This is a genomic window from Streptomyces tanashiensis (assembly GCF_014648895.1).
GTDB classification, from domain to species: domain Bacteria; phylum Actinomycetota; class Actinomycetes; order Streptomycetales; family Streptomycetaceae; genus Streptomyces; species Streptomyces tanashiensis.
On sequence record NZ_BMRZ01000004.1, the window covers coordinates 113,375 to 131,794 of the forward strand.

At 71.0% G+C, this 18,420-nt stretch carries 18 protein-coding genes and 1 pseudogene; 9 read left to right on the forward strand and 10 right to left on the reverse strand.

Annotation, left to right across the window (positions count from 1 at the left end; genetic code table 11):
• Window positions 1–11: 11 nt before the first annotated feature.
• From IE237_RS16230 to IE237_RS16265, 8 genes are read right to left on the reverse strand one after another with little or no spacing between them, the layout of a single operon-like run.
• Window positions 12–869 carry a universal stress protein gene (locus tag IE237_RS16230; RefSeq protein ID WP_189802678.1) on the reverse strand — a complete coding sequence of 286 codons (858 nt, stop codon included), beginning with the start codon at window positions 867–869 and terminating at the stop codon, window positions 12–14.
• Window positions 866–1,546, reverse strand: a complete 681-nt coding sequence (locus IE237_RS16235) for a CBS domain-containing protein (RefSeq protein ID WP_189802679.1) — start codon at window positions 1,544–1,546, stop codon at window positions 866–868. Before IE237_RS16235 ends, IE237_RS16230 begins: the two co-directional genes overlap by 4 nt.
• Window positions 1,546–1,815 carry an acyl carrier protein gene (locus IE237_RS16240; protein WP_189802680.1) on the reverse strand — a complete coding sequence of 90 codons (270 nt, stop codon included), beginning with the start codon at window positions 1,813–1,815 and terminating at the stop codon, window positions 1,546–1,548. The genes IE237_RS16235 and IE237_RS16240 overlap by 1 nt, the downstream gene beginning before the upstream one ends.
• Window positions 1,812–3,143, reverse strand: a complete 1,332-nt coding sequence (locus IE237_RS16245; RefSeq protein WP_189802681.1) for a dihydrolipoamide acetyltransferase family protein — start codon at window positions 3,141–3,143, stop codon at window positions 1,812–1,814. Before IE237_RS16245 ends, IE237_RS16240 begins: the two co-directional genes overlap by 4 nt.
• A gap of 1 nt (window position 3,144) precedes the next feature.
• Window positions 3,145–4,155: an alpha-ketoacid dehydrogenase subunit beta gene (locus tag IE237_RS16250; protein ID WP_189802682.1), complete on the reverse strand. Its 1,011-nt coding sequence runs from the start codon at window positions 4,153–4,155 to the stop codon at window positions 3,145–3,147.
• Entirely contained in the window at window positions 4,152–5,222 is a 1,071-nt protein-coding gene (pdhA, locus tag IE237_RS16255) for a pyruvate dehydrogenase (acetyl-transferring) E1 component subunit alpha (protein ID WP_229842709.1), read from the reverse strand. Before pdhA ends, IE237_RS16250 begins: the two co-directional genes overlap by 4 nt.
• Window positions 5,222–7,024, reverse strand: coding sequence for an acetate--CoA ligase (gene acsA, locus IE237_RS16260; protein WP_189802683.1), 1,803 nt, complete (start codon window positions 7,022–7,024; stop codon window positions 5,222–5,224). Before acsA ends, pdhA begins: the two co-directional genes overlap by 1 nt.
• A complete protein-coding gene (locus IE237_RS16265; RefSeq protein WP_189802684.1) occupies window positions 7,021–7,698 on the reverse strand; it encodes a CBS domain-containing protein in 678 nt (225 codons plus the stop codon). Before IE237_RS16265 ends, acsA begins: the two co-directional genes overlap by 4 nt.
• Window positions 7,699–7,942: 244 nt before the next feature.
• Here IE237_RS16265 and IE237_RS16270 point away from each other — a divergent pair.
• A pseudogene (locus tag IE237_RS16270) lies at window positions 7,943–8,122 on the forward strand (DUF1918 domain-containing protein); the annotation flags it as partial.
• 25 nt (window positions 8,123–8,147) lie between these two features.
• Here IE237_RS16270 and IE237_RS16275 read toward each other — a convergent pair.
• Window positions 8,148–8,747 carry a CBS domain-containing protein gene (locus tag IE237_RS16275; RefSeq protein WP_189802686.1) on the reverse strand — a complete coding sequence of 200 codons (600 nt, stop codon included), beginning with the start codon at window positions 8,745–8,747 and terminating at the stop codon, window positions 8,148–8,150.
• Window positions 8,748–9,108: 361 nt separating this feature from the next.
• Between IE237_RS16275 and IE237_RS16280 the strand changes: the two genes are divergently transcribed.
• Together IE237_RS16280 and IE237_RS16285 are read left to right on the forward strand one after the other, a co-directional pair.
• The gene (locus IE237_RS16280) at window positions 9,109–10,008 is read left to right on the forward strand and encodes a universal stress protein (protein WP_189802687.1); all 900 of its coding nucleotides are present in this window, start codon (window positions 9,109–9,111) and stop codon (window positions 10,006–10,008) included.
• Window positions 10,008–10,733, forward strand: a complete 726-nt coding sequence (locus IE237_RS16285) for a helix-turn-helix domain-containing protein (RefSeq protein WP_189802688.1) — start codon at window positions 10,008–10,010, stop codon at window positions 10,731–10,733. Before IE237_RS16280 ends, IE237_RS16285 begins: the two co-directional genes overlap by 1 nt.
• A gap of 290 nt (window positions 10,734–11,023) precedes the next feature.
• Here the strand turns inward: IE237_RS16285 and IE237_RS16290 are convergent, their stop codons facing one another.
• The gene (locus tag IE237_RS16290) at window positions 11,024–11,881 is read right to left on the reverse strand and encodes a universal stress protein (protein ID WP_189802689.1); all 858 of its coding nucleotides are present in this window, start codon (window positions 11,879–11,881) and stop codon (window positions 11,024–11,026) included.
• Between the two features lie 224 nt (window positions 11,882–12,105).
• Here IE237_RS16290 and IE237_RS16295 point away from each other — a divergent pair, with 224 nt between their 5' ends.
• The 6 genes from IE237_RS16295 to IE237_RS16320 all read left to right on the forward strand — a co-directional run bounded on the left by IE237_RS16295 (window position 12,106) and on the right by IE237_RS16320 (window position 18,371).
• Window positions 12,106–13,011: a universal stress protein gene (locus IE237_RS16295; RefSeq protein WP_189802690.1), complete on the forward strand. Its 906-nt coding sequence runs from the start codon at window positions 12,106–12,108 to the stop codon at window positions 13,009–13,011.
• Window positions 13,008–14,018, forward strand: coding sequence for a universal stress protein (locus IE237_RS16300; RefSeq protein WP_189802691.1), 1,011 nt, complete (start codon window positions 13,008–13,010; stop codon window positions 14,016–14,018). The genes IE237_RS16295 and IE237_RS16300 overlap by 4 nt, the downstream gene beginning before the upstream one ends.
• Window positions 14,019–14,146: 128 nt before the next feature.
• A complete protein-coding gene (gene ppsA / locus IE237_RS16305; protein WP_189802692.1) occupies window positions 14,147–16,549 on the forward strand; it encodes a phosphoenolpyruvate synthase in 2,403 nt (800 codons plus the stop codon).
• A 239-nt stretch (window positions 16,550–16,788) separates the two neighbouring features.
• Window positions 16,789–17,202, forward strand: coding sequence for a CBS domain-containing protein (locus tag IE237_RS16310; protein ID WP_189802693.1), 414 nt, complete (start codon window positions 16,789–16,791; stop codon window positions 17,200–17,202).
• Window positions 17,203–17,415: 213 nt separating this feature from the next.
• Window positions 17,416–17,871, forward strand: a complete 456-nt coding sequence (locus IE237_RS16315) for an Hsp20/alpha crystallin family protein (protein WP_189802694.1) — start codon at window positions 17,416–17,418, stop codon at window positions 17,869–17,871.
• A complete protein-coding gene (locus tag IE237_RS16320; protein ID WP_189802695.1) occupies window positions 17,868–18,371 on the forward strand; it encodes a flavodoxin domain-containing protein in 504 nt (167 codons plus the stop codon). Before IE237_RS16315 ends, IE237_RS16320 begins: the two co-directional genes overlap by 4 nt.
• The last annotated feature ends 49 nt before the right edge of the window (window positions 18,372–18,420 follow it).

Here is an 18,420-nt window from a genome sequence, read left to right on the forward strand (position 1 = left end):
GTGGTCCGGGCTCAGTCATGGGGCACGAGGGCCACGGGTACCGGGCTGTGATGCAGCACCGCGTGGGCCACACTGCCGATGTGTGGACCCAGTACCGCATGGCGAGCACGCCTGCCCACCACCATGAGCGCGGCCTCCCCGGCTTCGTCGACCAGTTCGAGGCCGGCCGATCCGGCCGCCACGCGTGCGTCGGCCTCGACGTCGGGGTACTTCGCCCGCCAGGGATCCAGCAGTTCGTCGAGCGAGCGCCTGATCTCCGGAGCCATGGCGAGCAGGACGTCGGGAACCATGGCGGGCCCCACCCCCGCGTACAGCGGGAGCTGCTGCGCGTACACGACACGGAGCGGGGAGCGCCGCCGGGCTGCTTCCTCGAAGGCGAACCCCAGGACGGCGTCCACGGGCTGCCGCACGTCAGTCCCGACCACGACCGGGCCTTGCAGGCCGATCGCCGTCCTACCGGCCCGTACCAGCACGACGGGCCGCGCGACGGCGCCTGCGACCGTCAGACCGACCGAGCCGAGCAGGTAGCCGGCCACGCTGCCGAGAGCACGCGAGCCGAGAACCAGCAGCTCGCCCTCTTCCGCCGCGGCGACGAGACCCGGTACGGGACCCGCGGGCAGCAGGCGCGTGGTCACCGAAAGGCCGGGATGACGCTCGCGCAGAGCACCGGCGGTGCGCGCCGTCATCTCCTCGGCCCACGCCTCCCCGGACTCTCGTGCCGTGAACGGCAGCACCGCCTCCGGCACCGGTTCCTTCGCGTGCACCAGAAGCACGCCGGTCCCTCGGAGCAGCGCCTCCTCAGCCGCCCACTGCGCGGCGGCGTTCGCCTGTTCCGTGCCGTCCAGGCCGACCACGATGCTCCGCGTCATGACCGTCCACCTCCTCGTGCGGTGTCATCGACGTCGTACGCGAGACGGGTGCAGGAGACCGAGACCACACCGTCGACGGTCGCGCACATGCGCTCGATCGCCGGGATCATGCCCCGGAAGGGCAGCCTGCCGCTGAGGTCCACCCGTCCGTCGTGCACCTCGACGCCGAGGGCGGCCGATTCGAGTCGCAACGTGTCGCCGAGCACGTCCTCGACGATCTCCCGGCGGATGTCGTCGTCCTCGCGGAGGAAGATGCCCAACAGGTCGCGGCGGCTCACGATGCCCACCAGGCGGTCCTCGTCGTCGACGACGACGAGCCGCTTGACGCCCTGGACCTCCATCAGCCGTGCCGCCTCCGCCACGGTCCAGTCGGGGCGCGCGCACACGGCGGGGGCGGTCATCAGTTCCTCGGCCCGTGTCCCCTCGGCCTTCGCCCGCTCCCACGCCTCCAGGTCCGGAACGGCCGGCAGGCCCCCTGGTGCGGCGGCTTGGTCGGCCGTCTTGCGCAGGAGATCTCCCTCCGACACCACCCCGACCACCCGGCCCCCGCCGTTCAGCACGGGAACCGCGGTCACTTGGTGTTGCGAGAGCGTGCGGGCGATCTCCTTGAACGAGGCGTCGCCGCGGACGCTCACCACCTTACGGGTCATCAGCCGACTGATCCTGCGGTGATGCATCAGCCTCTCCTTCCCTGTACGGACGTACGCGCCTCGCCCACCAGCCGAGCGGCGCAGCCGTCCCAGGTGTCGAGGGCCGGATAGTCATCCTCGGTGAGTTCCGTCCCGCTGAGTTCGGCGAGCGCCTCGACGAACTCGAGGAAGTCCAGCGAATCCATCTCGAACGTGTCCCGCAGGGACATGCCGGGATCGAGCCCGGTGAACTCGGCGCCGGGGACGACGCGCTGCACGGCTTGCCGAACGAACGCCTTGGCCTGGTCGTGGTTCACAGTTCCTCCGGTTGTTGCAGGAGCCGGTCCATGGCGGTGAGGAGACGCGCGCCGGTGGCGCCGTCGGCGGCTCGGTGATCGGCGGACAGCGTCGCCGTCAGCACGGGACGCACTCCCAGCAGCCCGTTCACGGCCACCGGCCGCTCGACGATCCTGCCGAGGCCGACGAGTGCGACCTGCGGCGGGTAGATGACGCCGAACACCGCCTCGACGCCCTGGTCGCCGAGGTTCGTGACGGTAAGACTGGGATCGGCGGTCTGCGATGCTCGGAGCCGACCGCCCCGTGCCCGGGCCACCAGGTCCTTGAGCGCGGCCATCACTTCGGGCAGGGAGAGCGTGTCGGCATGGGCGAGGGCCGGGGCGACAAGGCCACCGCCCCGCAAGGAAACGGCAACGCCCAGCCGTACCTCCTCCGCCGGAACGAAGCCGTCGTCGCCCCAGTGCCCGTTGAGCTCGGGCACCTTGCGCGCTGCCATCGCGACGGCCTTGAAGGTGAGTGCGGCGGGCACCAGGCGGGCGGACAGCGGCAGCTCGCGGTTGCGAGCGTGCATCCACTCCAGGGCCGCTGCCATGTCCACAGTCGTGGAGAGGTAGAAGTGCGGGATCTCCCGCTTGGACCGGCTCATGAGCCGGGCGGTTGCCGCCCGTGCCGCATCAGGGATGACCGGCCGCCGTGCGCCCTCGGCGGCTGCGGCCGAACGGACATCCTCGGCACGGACGGTGCCTCCCCGGCCAGTGCCGACTACGTCGGAGAGCTCGACTCCGAGTTCCGTGGCCAGCCTCCGCGCGAGCGGTGAGGACTTCACGCGTCCCGGAGCGGGACGCTCCCCGGTCGAGTTGTCGCTGCGCGCCGGCTTCGCCGGCCGTGGCGTCGGCGCGGTCTTTTCGCGCTCTGGTGCTGGCGCTGATTCCGGCTCCGGTTCCGCGTGCTCCACGTCCGCGCGTGTGATTCTGCCTCCCGGACCCGAGCCATGGACGGCGGCGAGGTCGACGTGCCGGTCCTCGGCGAGTCGGCGGACCAGGGGCGTCGACGCCGGCGGGCTTTCGACAGGCGGTCGACCGGCGGGACGGCTTTCGGCCGGCCGGGCTTCTGCGGTCGTGCCGATACGTGCCAGCGGGGTGCCCACCGGCACGGTGGTGCCCTCGTCGACGAGGAGAGCCTTGACCGTACCGCTGTCGAAACACTCCACCTCGATCGCGGACTTGGCGGTCTCGACCACGGCGATGACGTCGCCCCGGGTCACCCGGTCACCCGGGTGCACCAGCCACTCGGAGAGCATGCCCTCGTCCATGTCGGCGCCGAGCGACGGCATCGTGAACTCGGCCATCTCAGCTCACCACCCGGCGCGCCGCCGCCACGATTCCGGCAGGCTGGGGGAGTGCCGCCTCCTCGAGCCGACGGGCGTAGGGGATCGGGACCTCCGCGCTGCACACTCGCTCGACAGGCGCGTCCAGGTCGAAGAACGCCTGCTCGCAGATGCGCGACTCGATCTCGGCGGAGAGGCTGCCGCTGCGCCACCCCTCGTCGACCAGGACGGCCCGGTGGGTCCGCCGGACCGAGCCGACGACCGTGGCGTCGTCCAGAGGCCGCAGCGTCCGCAGGTCGATGACCTCGGCACTGATCCCCTCCTCAGCCAATGCCTCCGCGGCTTCGAGAGCCTTGGACACGCAACCGCCGTACGCGACGACCGTGACGTCGGCGCCCTCGCGGCGGACGGCCGCGCTGTCCAGGTCGACATCATGGACCGCCGGATCGAGCATGCCGGCCGCGTTGTAGAGGCTGCCGTGTTCGAAGAGCAGGACCGGGTCGGGGTCGGCCAGGGCGGCCGCCAGCACGTGGCGGGCGTCGTCGACCGTGGCCGGCGCCAGGACCCGGAGGCCGGGGATGTGCGCGTACCAGCCTTCGAGGCTGTGCGAGTGCTGGGCGGCCAGCTGCCGTCCCGCGCCCGTCGTCATGCGGATCACCAGCGGCACGCCGAGCTGTCCACCGGACATGTGCCGCAGGGTGGCGGCGTTGTTGAGGATCTGGTCGAGGGCCAGCAGGCTGAAGTTGACCGTCATGATCTCCACGACCGGCCTCATCCCGGCCAGGGCGGCACCGATGCCGGCTCCGACGAACGCGGATTCCGACAGAGGCGTGTCCCGGACACGCTCCGGGCCGAACTCTTCCAGGAGGCCGAGGCTCACCCCGAAGCAGCCTCCGTAGCGGCCCACGTCCTCGCCCATGAGGAAGACCCGGTCGTCCGAGGTCAGGGCCTCGCGCAGGCCCTCCCGCAGGGCCTCCCTGTATGTGGTGGTGGCGTCGTCGGGATGCGCCCGCGGTCGCGTACGCGTGCTCATGACGGAGCCTCCTCGTGTCGGCCGGTGACATGGAGCAGCAGGTCTTCTGCCGCCTCCTCGGGAGCCCCTTCGGCCGTCTGTACAGCGCGGTCGATCTCCTCCATGACGGCGTGGTCCAGGGCCTCCATTGCAGCGTCGTCGAGGAGTCCGGACGCACGCATGCCATCGGCGAGGCCCGTGACGGGATCGTGCCGCTTCCACTCCTCGATCTCGCCCTTCGACCGATACCGGTCCGGGTCGTACATCGAGTGCGCTCGGAACCGATACGTCCGCATCTCCAGGAAGTGCGGTCCGTTGCCGGCGCGGACGGACTCGACCGCCCCGCGCGCCGCCTTCTCCACGGCGTGTACGTCCATGCCGTCGACGGCCCAGGCAGCCATGCCGTACGACGCGGCCCGCATGGCGAGGTCCGTCTGGGCGTGTTCGCGGACGAGGGCCGTCCCCATCGCGTACAGGTTGTTCTCACAGACGAAGAGCACGGGCAGTCCCCAGAGCGCCGCCAGGTTGGCGGTCTCGTGGAACTCCCCCTCGGCGAAGGCCCCGTCACCGAAGAAGCAGCATGTCACCCGGGACTCGCCGCGCATCCGGTCGGCGAGCGCCAGGCCGGCCGCGAGTGGCAGCCCGCCGCCCACGATCGCATTGCCGCCGTAGAAGCGGCGTGCGGCGTCGAAGAGGTGCATGGAGCCGCCGCGCCCATGGCTGCACCCGGTGGTCTTCCCGTACATCTCCGCCATCACGGCCTCGGGTGGCACCCCACGGGCCAGGGCATGGCCGTGCTCGCGGTACGTCGAGACGACCGCGTCCCGCTCGTCGAGCGCCTGGTGGACGCCGACCGCCACGGCCTCCTCACCGATGTAGAGATGGACGAAGCCGCGGATCGCCGCCGCGCTGTACAACTCGACGCACCGTTCCTCGAACCGCCGGATGAGCAGCATCTGTCTGAGGAGATCCAGGTCGTGGGCGCTCGCGGGAGTGCGAGAGGGCGTCGCGGTTGCGGTGCCACGGGCACGACGGGGGCCCTTCGCCTGCGGTGTCCCGGCGGACGTGTCGCCGTGTGCGGTGGCCATCACGGCTCCTTCCCGGACATGCCGGCAGTCCCGGCCGGTTCGGGTGTCTCGAGCGTGGACACGTCGCCCTCGGGCAGGCCCAGTTCGCGGGCCCGCAGCAGGCGGCGCATCACCTTGCCGCTGCGGGTGTGCGGCAGATCCTCGACGAACTCGATCTCCCGGGGGGCGACGGCCGGGCCGAGACGCCGACGGGCGAACGCCATGACGTCGCGCCGCAGTTCGCTGTCGGGCGGATACTCGGGCCGGGGCAGCACGAACGCCTTGACGATCGCGCCGGCCAGCGGGTCTGGGCGCCCGATGACGCCGGCCTCGGCGACGGCCGGATGCTCCATGAGGGCGCTCTCCACCTCGAACGGCCCGATGAGGTGCCCCGCGGACTTGATGACGTCGTCGGCCCGGCCCACGAACCAGTACCAGCCGTCGGCGTCGCGGCTGACCAGGTCGCCGGTCAGGTACCAGCCGTCCGCGAAGCACGCCTCGTAACGGCGCTGCTCGTGGAGGTAGCCGCGGAACATCGACGGCCAGCCTGTGCGCAGGGCGAGCTCGCCCTGGGCGCCCGGCTCCCGGAGGATCTGGACGTGCCCGCCGGTGACCGCGGCCCGGCCGTCCTCGCCGCAGGCCAGCACAGCGGCTTCGACACCGGGAAGGGGGCGGCCCATCGAGCCGGGCCGCACGGGATCGGCAGCGAAGTTGGCGATCATGATCGCCCCCGTCTCGGTCTGCCACCAGGTGTCATGGACCGGCAGCCCGAGTGCCTCCCGTCCCCAGTGCACGGCCTCGGGGTTGAGCGGCTCGCCGACGCTCGCGACGAACCGGAGCGCGGAGAGGTCGTGGCGCGCGGCCGGCGTCGCGTCGCCGCCACGCGGTGCGGCCCGCATGAGCATGCGCAGCGCGGTCGGGGCCGTGTACCAGACGGTGACGTGCTGGTCGGCGAGGATTCCGTACCAGCGGGCGGGGGAGAAGTCTCCCTCGTCGACGACGGTCGTCACCCCGTGGGTGAGCGGCGCGATGATGCCGTACGACATGCCGGTGACCCAGCCGGGGTCGGCCGTGCACCAGAAGACGTCGCCCTCGTGCAGGTCCAGGGCGTAGGCGGCGGTGACGTGATGGGCGAGGACCGCCTCGTGTACGTGCACCGCACCCTTGGGGGTGCCTGTGGTGCCGCTGGTGAAGTGCAGCAGCGCCGGTTCGGCCGGATCGGTCGGTCCGACGGTGTACTCGTCCGGCGCGGCGGCCGTGAGGGCGGGGAAGGAGAGGGTGTCCGGGGGCGGGTCCGTTCCGGGGTCGAGAAGCAGGACGTGGCGCAGGTGCGGAAGGCGGGACCGTACCGGGGCCACCTTGCGCTCGTACAGCTCCCGGGTGGTGACCAGAGTCCTGGCGTCGCCCAGCTCCATGCGCAGCGCGACGGGTTCGGGGCCGAAGGCGGTGAACAGGGGGCAGAGGACTCGTCCGGCACGCAGCGTGCCGAGGACGGTGCCGTACAGCTCGAACCGGCGGCCGAGCAGGGTGAAGACCCGCTCGCCGCGTTCCACACCCAGCGTTTCCAGTACGTGCGCGAAGCGGGAGCTCTCGGTGGCGAGCCGGGTGAAAGTCACCGTCCGTAGCGATCCGTCGCGGGCGATGCAGCGTAGCGCGACGCCTTCGCCGTGGCCCTCGCGCAGGTGCCGGTCGACCGCCTCGTACCCGATGTTGATGCCGCCGTCCGGCAGCCCGGCGAGCCGTGCCCGCGCGCGTCGCCAGGAGAAGGTCTCCCGGGCACTCTCGTAGTCGGGCATGACCGGGGCCACCCACAGGGCCTTCATCGCGGTGGCTCCACGTCGAGCGCCAGGTTGTCGTAGGCGTACTCGATCGATTCGTGCAGGGCGACGACCCCGTCGACCGAGCGGCAGAGCCGCACGATCACACGGATGTCGGCCCGCTCGTCGACCCGGCCCGTCAGCCCGACGACTCCGTCGTCGACGGACACACGGATCGTGTCGGGGGCAAGGCGGAGCGTGTCGGCCAGGACGTCGTGCTCGATCTCGTCACGGATCGCGGTGTCACTGCGCAGGAAGGGCCGCAGAAGGTCGGCCCGGCTGATGATTCCGACGAGCCGACCGGTCTCGTCGGTGACGGGAAGTCTTTTCACACCCCTGCGCTGCATCGTCCGGGCGGTCTCCACGAGGTTCCAGTTCGCCTGTGCCGTGACGGCGGGCGAGGTCATCAGCTGGGCGGCCGTCTCCGCGTCGGGCACCCCTCGTTCCTGGGACAGCAGCCGGACGCCCGCCCAGCGGCCCTCAAGATCGGGGAGCTCGGCTGTGGTCCGCAGCAGGTCGGCCTCCGAGACCACGCCGAGCAGGCGTCGGCCGGGGTCGACGACCGGGACCGCCGAGACGTCGTTGTCGGCGAAGAGACGGGCGATCTCCTTGAAAGAGGTCTCTGGGGCGGCGGTGACCACGTCGTGGGTCATCACCTCGAAAACCGTGCGGTGCTGCATGACAGTCCTCCTCGCGGGACACGGAGGCCCGGTAGATCTCACCCTGCTGTGCGCAGCCCGCTCCCGGGCAGTGCCGAATGGTCCCCTTCCGGGACTGTTCGCCCCTATGACGGCAGGCCGGCCGGGACGCAGGGTGGAGCGAGAGCGCCGGTCCCGGGAGGCCGCGGCCGGACGCGCGGGCCGGGAGGCGAGAACGATGACTGCGTCCGGAACACGGCAAGGCCAGGACACATCACGCGCCGGGTTGTGGGCCCGCGTCGGAGACCGGCTGATCGTGGGCGGTGCCACGGTCGGGGACGAGGGGCGTGACGGTGAGATCGTCGGGCTGCATCACGTCGACGGCACTCCCCCCTTCGACGTCCGATGGTCGGACACGGGCCGGGTCACTCTGGTGTTCCCGGGCCCGGACGCGCGGGTCCAGCACTTTCCGCCGCATGACTCGAGGGCCGCTACGCGGTCGTGAACTCCGCCGCCGCGTCGACCACGCCGGGTACTGCCCTGGTGAGCCGCAGGGCCAGGTCCGTGGGTACGGACCCGGGCAGGCGTCCGGTGAGCGTCACCACGCCTTCCACGACTCGTACGGCGAGTGCGGCCTCGCCTTCCGGGATCAGGTGCGTGAGCAGTTCGTGCCGCACGTCCTCGGCGAGTTCGGCGTCGGAGCGCAGGTAGACCTTGAGCAGGTCGCCCCGGCTGACGACGCCGACCGGGCGGCCGTCCTCGTCCACCACGGGAAGCCGCTTGAGACGGCCCCGACCCATGAGCCGAGCAGCCCCCGCGATCGCGGCACCACGCGAAACGGTGACGGCCGGCGCCGACATCAAGCTGCCCGCCGTCACCGATCCCGCGCCGTCCCGGTCCTCTCCCGGAACCTTGCCGAGAATGTCCGCCTCGGACACCACGCCGACCACCCGTCCCTCGGCCGACAGCACGGGAACCGCGCTCACGCCCCAGCGCCGCATGGACTGGACGACTTCCTTGACCGGTGCGTCGAGCCTGGCGGAGACCACCGCATGGGTCATCACGTCGTCGACGGTACGTGGGTGTTTCATGACCGGCCTCCGGTACTCCTGAGTCCTGTTGCTGAGAGCGTGTCGCCGCCGGGCGGCGACGGCGAGGGCCGAAAGGGGCACGTCTGGACCCGGGCAGCCCTGGCACGGCCCCTCGACCGGTGCTTACCTGAAGGTGAGGAGGGGCTCGCCCCAGGGACGCGGGGAAGCGGCTTCGAGCCATGCACCGCGCGATCAGGATCCGCGAGAAGCGGATGGGCCCTTCCTTTCGTCGTGTCTCGGCGCCAGCTGCACGCGTGGTCCGGGCGGACCGCGCGTGGGACCGACCGGCCCTGTTCACCGTCTGCAGCCCGGTGCGACCCTGGCAGCGGGTTCCCACGCGACACGGAAGGCGGTGGGCACGATGGATTCGCCCCTGGTGGTAGGAGTCGACGGGTCCGACGCCAGCCTCACGGCTCTGGACTGGGGCGTCGACGAAGCGGTACGGCACGGGCTTCCCCTACGGATCGTCCACGCCTCGATGTGGGAACGGTACGAAGGAGTCGTCCCGACCTGGGCCAAGGACCGGCCCTCGGGGCAGGTCCTCGCCGAGAACATCGCCGGGACCGCGGCGGAACGCGCCCGACGCCGTGCACCCGATCTCCCTGTCACCACGGATGTCCTCGCTGAGGACGCCTCCACCGGACTGCTCCGGGAGGGGCGGGAGGGCTCGATCCTCGTCGTCGGATCCCGAGGGCGCGGCGAGTTCGCCGACCTTCTGCTCGGATCCGTCGGCCTCATCGTGGCCGCCCGGGCCCACTGCCCGGTCGTCGTCGTCCGGGGAGACCGACAGGCCCTGGAGGCACGTCACGGGCGCGTCCTGCTCGGAGTAGGAGAACACGACGTGGACTCGCCGGCCGTGCGGTTCGCGTTCCGCGAGGCGGCGGTCCGGGGTGCGGAACTCGACGTCGTCCGCGCCTGGCGACGACCCGCGCATGGGCCGGCCGACCACCTGCTGATGAAGCGCGCCGGGGGAGCCTACTTCGCGGAAGAGTCCACCGAACTGCTCGACAAGGCCCTTGAGACCGCGGCGTCCGCACATCCCCAGGTCCGCCTGCGCACGAGCTCCGTCGAGGGCCCCGCCCACACGATACTGACCGCGCGCTCCGCTGCCGCCGACCTGCTGGTCCTCGGGGCACGACGCAGAGACGCGTTGGTCGGCCTGGAACTCGGCAGAGTGTCCCACCGCGCCCTCCACCACGCCTCGTGCCCGGTCGCCGTCGTACCCCAGGAGCGTCCGGAGACCACGGAAGGAGAGCAGTGATGAACAAGGACGCTGACCGGAACCCTCCGCATGCCACGAGCGACCTCGGCCGCCGCGTCGCGGCCAGACGCGCACAACTCGGCCTTTCCTGTGAGGACGTGGCGGAAAGAGCCGGCTCGACGCCTGGTTACGTCGCCTACGTGGAGGAGCAGGTGCCCACCCCGAGCATCGAATTCCTGGTCCGGCTCGCGAACGCACTGGAGACCACCGTGCAGGATCTCACCGGGTACAGGGCGGACCTCGCGCCCGGAGGAGTCCATGCCGGGCACCGGGCACGGATGGAGGAAGTCGGCGAGGCCGAGTGCTGGGAGCTGCTCGACGGCCACGGCGTCGGCCGGGTCGCCGTCGAGGGACGGGACGGGCTGGCGGTGTTCCCCGTGAACTACCAGGTCGTCGAGAGGGAGATCGTCTTCACGACCGCTGCGGACTCGATCCTCGCGCGCGCATCAGCGTCCGGCGCGGAAGTCGCCTTCGAGGAGGACCGCCTGGACGAGGCGTTCAGCCAGGGCTGGAGCGTGCTCCTCGTCGGTTCGGTACGCACGGTGTCGGACGAGACCGCGGTACGCAGGATCATGGACGCCGGCCGCCCGGAGCCGTGGGCCGGGGAAGGCCGCGACACCTTGGTGACGCTCTCGCCGCGCCGGGTGACCGGCCGCCGCATCCGGGTGCCGGGTGCGCCCGGCACGCCGTCCGGGTCTGTTGCCCAAGGGCCGTCGCGTGCGTGATCTCCGTGTGCCGGGACGGGCTCGAATCCGCGGCTTCCGAACTGCTCCACCGGGCGGCGGTTCCTCGTGGCCGATGTCGTCGACCACCCCCTCGGCGACCAGGAAGTCGGCAACCTTCGCCACGTCCATGCCCTGCGCGGACAGCAGCACCATCTGGGCCCGCCGACAGGTCACCACCCGACAGGTCACCACACGGACTGTCCAGATCACATCTGGACGACGCGTCACGACTGGGCGAACGTTGCCTGATGCGGGCACTGGCCGGCCGCTCACATCAAGGGGACGACGGCTCACATCAAAGGGACGACGGCGACCGGCGCGGGGCTGTGGTGGATGACCGCGTGGGCCACATGACCCAGATGCGGGCCGAGAGGGACCGTCCGGCTCCGGCGCCCGACGATCACGAGGTGTGCGGTCCGTGACGCGTCGACCAGCTGAGAGGCGGGCGATCCCATCACGTTCTTGGCCGTGACGTCCACGCCCGGGTACCGCTTCCGCCACGGTTCCAGTAGGTCGTCCAGCCCACCAAGGAGTTGACCGCCGAGCTCCTCGTCGATTCCCGGGTCAACGAGGGTCGCGTAGCCATACGAGGCGGGAAGCGTCCAGCAGTGCAGGAACCGCAGCGGAAAGCGCCTGCGGGCGGCTTCGTTGAACGAGAACGCGAGCAGGGCTTCGCACGGATGGTAGATGTCGACTCCTACCACGATCGTGCTTCCACCAGCCAGTTTGTCGGCCTCCCCACGCACGAGAACCACCGGCTGTCGCGCCGCGCCGACGACGGCAAGGGAGACCGAGCCGACCACGAAGCCGAGGAGGCCACCGAGACCGCGAGAACCGAGGACGGTCAGATCCGCCTCGTCCGCAGCGGCCCGCAGCTCCTCGGCGGCCCGCCCACGCGCAGATTGAGTGAGCACCTCAAGGCCCGGATGTTTCTTCTGCTCGCTGTCCGCCACGCCCTTCAGCAGGTCCTCGGCTCGCTCGGTCATGTTGTGGGCGTATGGCAAGGGCACCCTCGTGGTGTTCGGCCCCTCCTCCACGTACACCAGCCGCAGAGGGACTTCACGCAGCACGGCTTCCTCCGCCGCCCAACGCGCGGCGGAGAGGCTCTCTCCGGAGCCGTCGAGACCGACAGTGACCTGAGCCGTCATGGCGTGCCTCCTCGGTGGAATCCGTTCCGCTCCGTCGTGATCCTGCTTGGGCGGGGCATCCGGAACTCCAGGTTCGGACCAGGTTCTCCGGTGACAGCAGGGCCGGGCAGGTCTCGATTGGGGCCGAACGGCCCATCCCATGAGGTCGCACCGCCGTGTCAGCGTGGGAGGTGTCTCCCCTCGGGACGTGCCCCGAGCCCGGGGCCGGCCCCGGAGGAGGAACCATGACCAGCGAGATTCCCGCTCGACCAGAGCTCGGAAACGTCGTCGTGGGAGTCGACGGGTCTCCCTCCGGGCGCACGGCCGCGCTCTGGGCCGCCGCCGAGGCGGACCGACGGGAGCGGCCCCTGCATCTCGTCCACGCCGCCGACACCGACCGCCGGGCCCTCTTCGCCAATGCCGAGACGATCCAGGCGGTCCGTGACGCGGGTCGCGAGCTGCTGGTCGAGACCGCGAGCACGGTCCAAGAGCGCTTTCCGGACCTTGCCGTCACAAGGGAACTGAGCCGTCAGGAGCCGGTCGCCGGTCTCCGGGCGGCCGCCGGCCACCGGGGAACGATCGTGGTGGGCAACCGGGGCCTCGGCGGATTCTCCGCGCTCATGCTCGGCTCCGTGGGGCTGGGCGTGGCAGCCCACGCGGAGGTGCCGGTGATCGTCGTCCGTGGTGACAGGGACCGCCCCGAGTCGGGCTCGGTGACGGCAGCCGTGCACGGTGCCTCGGATCTCGGCTGGCTGCTCGTCGCGGCTGCCGAGGCGGACGCCCGCAAGGCGGTGCTGCGACTGGTGAGCGTCTGGAACGTGCTCACCCACGTCGGCAGCGTCGCGACCATGCTGGACGACCTCGACGAGATCGCTCGGCAGCGCGTGCACGAGATCAAGGCGCTCGCCGACCGTGTGCGTGACTTCTACCCCGCGCTCAACGTCAGCCATCACGTCGAGACGGGCACGAGCACGCCCGGGATCCTGGTGGAAGCGGCAGCCCACACCGATCTGCTCGTGATGGGCAGAGAACACCGAGTTCTGGGCGCAAGCGCGTCTCTGGGGCGCGTCGCTCACATCCTGCTCCACCACGCCCACTGCCCCGTGATGATCGTCCCACCCGCCTTCGCCACCCGGGTCGAGGAGACGTGAAAGAGATACTGCTCGGAATCGACCCCCGGGAGCAGTCGATCCCCGCTCTCGTCTGGGCCGCCGACGAAGCCTCACGAAGGGGACTGGCGTTTCGCCTCGTCGTCGCCGTACCGCCCGCCCACGACTGGCTTCGTTATGACGCGCTGGCCCACCAGAGCGCCCTGCGACTCCGTGCGGAGTCGGCGATCGCCAATGCGGAGGACCTCGTACGGGAACTCCACGGCGGTCTGCGGATCGCGACGGACCTCGCGAACGGTGTGCCGGCGACCGTGCTCCGCGACCTGGCGGCGCACGCCGCGCTCGTCGTCGTCGGCTCGCGCCGTCTCGGCCGCGCGGCCGAGGTGTTCAGCGAGAGCTCCGTGGTCGTCCCGCTCGCCGCGCGGGCCGAATGCCCCGTCGTCGTGGTCCGCGAACCCGAACACAGCGCCGTGCACCCACCGACCCTCGTCGTCGGCGTGGACGGAAGCGAGTTCTCGCGGGCCGCGGTCGCCTTCGCCGTGGAAGAGGCACGACTGCGCGAGGCACGACTGCGCGCCGTCTGGGTCTGGCCCCCTTCCGTCCTCGCCCGCGGCGATCTCGACGAGGGCCTGGCCGAGTGCCGAAGGCTGCTCGCCGAATCGGTGGCGAGGTGGACTGAACGGTATCCGGACGTCGTCATCTCCCAAGAGGTCCTTCGAGGACACCCGGTCGAGAAACTCGCCCTGGCGTCCCAGGAGTCCCTCGCTCTGATCGTCGGCCGCAGAGGCCGCGGCGGCTACTCCGGCATGCGACTGGGTTCGACGGTCCACGGCCTGCTGCATCGCGCCATGTGTCCCGTGATCACCGTCCCCCTCCCGCAGCACGAGGAGCGCGTAGGCGACGCGGCGTGGGCCGACCGGTCCCGTTCCGGGACGACCGACCGGCCCCGCCCCGCTGACCCGCTCGGCACTGGAGCGCGACGACCTCCACGCGGGACGGTGGAGCGACAGGACGCATCTGGTTCGTCCGCCGGTTCCCCGGAGAGGTGAGCACCATGCGGCGCATCCGGATCAGCCCCCGGCCCCGACAGCCCCGCAGGCCCAGCCCCCTTGATCTGCGTACCCCGTCCGGCCGACCGCTCCCGTACTGAGGACTCCCGAGAGCCACGGAGGATGTCATGGAGCCGACGCGACGCGTCGTACCGTTCAATGAGCTGAGCCGCTCGGACATCGGCCGGGTAGGAGGCAAAAACGCCTCGCTGGGAGAGATGACCACCCGGCTCGGCGCCGCAGGGATACGTGTACCGCCGGGCTTCGCCACCACCGCCGAGGCGTACGAGGAACTTCTCGCGGGCCACGGACTGCGCCACTCCGTCGAGGAGCAGATCGGCCGCCTGCACCAAGGGGTCCCGCTCGACGAGGTAGGGGCGGCCATCCGTTCGTTCTTCCTGGCGCAGCCACTGCCCCCGCCTCTGCGGGACGCCATCCTGACCGCGTACGAGAGGCTGGCCGAGGAGAGCGGCCGGGAGGTGCCCGAGGTTGCTGTGCGCAGCAGCGCGACGGCCGAGGACCTGCCAGAGGCCAGCTTCGCCGGGCAGCAGGAGACCTATCTGAACGTACGAGGACCCGAGGCGCTCCTGGAGGCGTGCCGGCGCTGCTACGCCTCCCTGTACACCGACAGGGCGATCGACTATCGCGAGCGGATGGGCTTCGACCACCTCGCCGTCGCCCTCTCCGTCGGCGTCCAGCTCATGGTCCGCTCCGACCTGGCCGGCGCCGGCGTCGCCTTCACCCTCGACCCTGAGAGCGGCTTCCCCGAGGTGATCGTGGTGAGTGCTGCCTGGGGCCTGGGCGAGACCGTCGTCAGTGGTCAGGTCGACCCCGACGAGTACACGGTGTTCAAGCCCAGCCTGAAGGACCCCTCCCTGAACCCCGTGATCGATGCGCGGATCGGCACGAAGCGGCTGAAGACCGTGTACGCGGACACCGGGCTGACACGGACGGTCGACACCCCTGACGCCGAGCGGAACCAGCGGGTACTCGACGACGCGGAGATCCGCGAGCTCGCCGCGTGGGCGGCCGCCGTCGAGGAGCACTACGGCTGCCCGATGGATCTGGAATGGGCCAAGGACGGGCTCACGGGCGAACTCTGGATCGTCCAGGCGCGTCCTGAGACGGTGCAGTCGCGCCGGCGTTCCACGACCCTCCGTCGCTGCAGGCTGACCGTCGTCCCCGGTGAAGCCCTCGTGGAGGGCATCGCGGTCGGCGAGACGATCGGCCAGGGGACGGTCGTCGCCCTCGACGCCCCCGTCGACCTCGACCGGTTCCCGAAGGGCGGGGTTCTGGTCACCCGGGTCACCGACCCCGACTGGGAACCGGTCATGAAGAGGGCGTCGGCGATCGTCACCGACCACGGCGGCCGCACCTCGCACGCCGCCATCGTCAGCCGCGAACTCGGCGTCCCCGCCGTCGTCGGCACGGGCAGCGGCACCCGGGTTCTGCAGGAGGGCAGGCAGGTGACCGTCTCGTGTGCCGAGGGCGAACGCGGACGCGTCCACGACGGGCTGCTCGCGTACGAGGAGATCCTGACCGACCTCGCGGAGCTGCCCGCCACGCGCACCCGGGTCATGCTCAACCTGGCCGACCCGTCGGCCGCGTTCCGCTGGTGGAGGCTCCCCGCCGACGGCGTGGGCCTCGCGCGTCTTGAGTTCATCGTCGCCCACCAGGTGAAGGTCCACCCGATGGCCCTGCTGCACCCGGAGCGGCTCGAACCGCATGACCGTCATGTGATCGACCTGCTCACGGAGAGCTACCTGGACCGCGGACAGTACTTCGTCGAGCGCCTGGCCCACGGGATCGCCCGGATCGCCGCTTCCCGCTGGCCGGCCCCCGTCGTCGTACGGACCAGCGACTTCAAGACCAACGAGTACGCCAAGCTCCTCGGCGGTCGGCCCTTCGAACCGGACGAGGCGAACCCGATGATCGGCTGGCGCGGTGCGAGCCGCTACTACAGCGACGGCTACCGCGAGGGATTCGCCCTCGAATGCCGTGCGCTGCGCCGGGTCCGTGAGGGGATGGGGCTGACGAACGTGGTCGTCATGATCCCCTTCTGCCGGACCCTCGGCGAGGCGGACCGGGTGCTCGCGGTGATGGCACAGGAGGGACTCGTACGAGGCGAGAACGGCTTGCGCGTCCACGTCATGGCGGAGATACCGGCCAACATCATCCTCGCCCAGGACTTCGCGGAACGCTTCGACGGGTTCTCGATCGGCAGCAACGACCTCACCCAGCTCACCCTCGGCGTCGACCGCGACTCCGAGGCCCTCGCCCACGTCTTCGACGAGCGAGACCCCGCCGTCGTCCGCAGCATCCAGACCCTCGCCGCCCGCGCCCACGAGGCCGGCCGCCCTGTCGGACTGTGCGGGCAGCGGCCCAGCGACGATCCGGCGTTCACCGCGATCCTGGTCGACGCGGGCCTCGACTCCATCTCCGTGGCACCGGACAGCTTCGCCGCCGTCAAACGGCACGTGGCCGCAGCGGAGGCGACGCTCGAGAGCGGCGCCGGACGAACGGAGGAGTGACCATGCCCAGAAGGACACGGCACCGAGACGCCCGGGACACAGGGCCGGCGGCCGACCACCGTCGACAGGCGGCCACAGACACGCGGCGTGATCGCGCCAGGAGGTACCAGCCACCTGCAGAGGGAGTGAATCCGCGTCCCCTGCGCCCGGTGCACACCATCAGGGTGTCGACGCTCTTCCTCTGAATCGACGGCGTATCGGCCGGATCGCTAGTAGGTGCCTGAAAGGAGGCCGCGGCCATGACGACCGCAAGGGAAATGATGCACGCCGGTGCGAGCTGCGTGCAGGAGAACGAGACGCTGATGGACGCCGCGCGGCGCATGAGCGAACTGGATGTCGGCGCGCTGCCCATCTGCGGGCCGGACGACCGGCTGCACGGCATCATCACCGACCGGGACATCGTGGTGAAGTGCCTCGCCAAGGGCAAGGACCCCCACCACATGACGGCCGGGCACCTCGCCCAGGGCAAGCCGATCACCGTGGACGTGGACGCCGACAGCGAGCAGGTGCTTCGCACGATGCAGGACCACCGCATCCGCCGCGTGCCCGTGATCGACGATCACCGCCTGGTCGGCATGATCAGCGAGGCGGACCTGGCCCGGCACCTCCCGGAGGAACGAGTGGGCCACTTCGTCGAGGAGATCTGCAACTGACAGAACCGGAGCCGTGGCGCCATGGGCCGGTCGGTCCAGGTGCGGCCCGCTCGGCCCCGTCGGGCAACCCCCTTGGACGGTGCGCCACGTGACCTCGGGGGCGGACGATGGGATTACGGAGTCGGACCGGCCCCGTAAGCCGGTCCACCGCCCGTCCGTACCGACTCAGGCCCACGGCGACTGCCCTGGGCCCCGGGAACGAGGAGCAGAACAATGGCCGGAGGCAAGGTGGAACGCAGGCACAGCCTCTTCCCCGACTTCAACGACTGGTTCAACCGGGAGTTCCCGGGGCTTCCCGGGTGGCGACCCGCGACGGCTGCTCATTCCATTCCGGTGGAGGTGACCAGCGGAGACGGCGTGTACGTACTCCGGGCCGAACTGCCCGGGATGGACCCCGATGATCTCACCATCACCGTCGACGACAACTTGATCACGGTGAGTGCGGAGCACAGTGAGAGCGAGGAGGGCACAGAGCACTCGGAGTTCCGCTACGGGTCGTTCCGCAGGACCGTGCGACTCCCTGGCACGATCCCGACCGACGGCGTCGAGGCGTCGTACGCGGACGGCATCCTCACCATCCGTGTCCCGATGCCCGAGGAGGAGGCCGGCGCCGCACGCACCATCCCGGTGAAGCGAGGCGGCACTCCGCCCGACGGAGTCACGTCGTGAAACCCAAGCGAGTCCTGGTCGCCTACGGAAGCAGGGCCGGCGCGACCGCCGGGATCGCCGAGGAGATCGGCCAGACGCTCCGGGACGACGGCTTCGACGCCGTCGTCCTGCCGGCCGACACCGTCACCGACGTGAGCGCCTACGACGGAGTCGTCCTCGGCGGAGCCCTCTGCGCCGGGCACTGGACCGGCAAGACGCGACGATGTGCCCGGCGTAACGCCGAGCAGCTCAGACATCGGCCGCTGCGGCTCTTCAGCAGCGGTCCGGTCGACACCTCCGTGTACGAGCACGACATCCCGCCCGTACGAGGGGTCGCCCGGCGGATGAGGAAGCTCGGTGCCCGCGAGCACACGACCTTCGGCGGCGCCGCGACCGCCGACACCTCGGAGCCGGTGGCCCGGCACATGATGAACCGCGGCAAGTGCGGCGACTTCCGCAATCCGGAACGGATCCGGGCATGGGCCCACCACATCGGAACGGAGCTCGGCGCCACCCCCTGAGCGGTGCCGCGGATCCTTCCGTCAGCCACCCCCGACGGGAGGTGCGGCA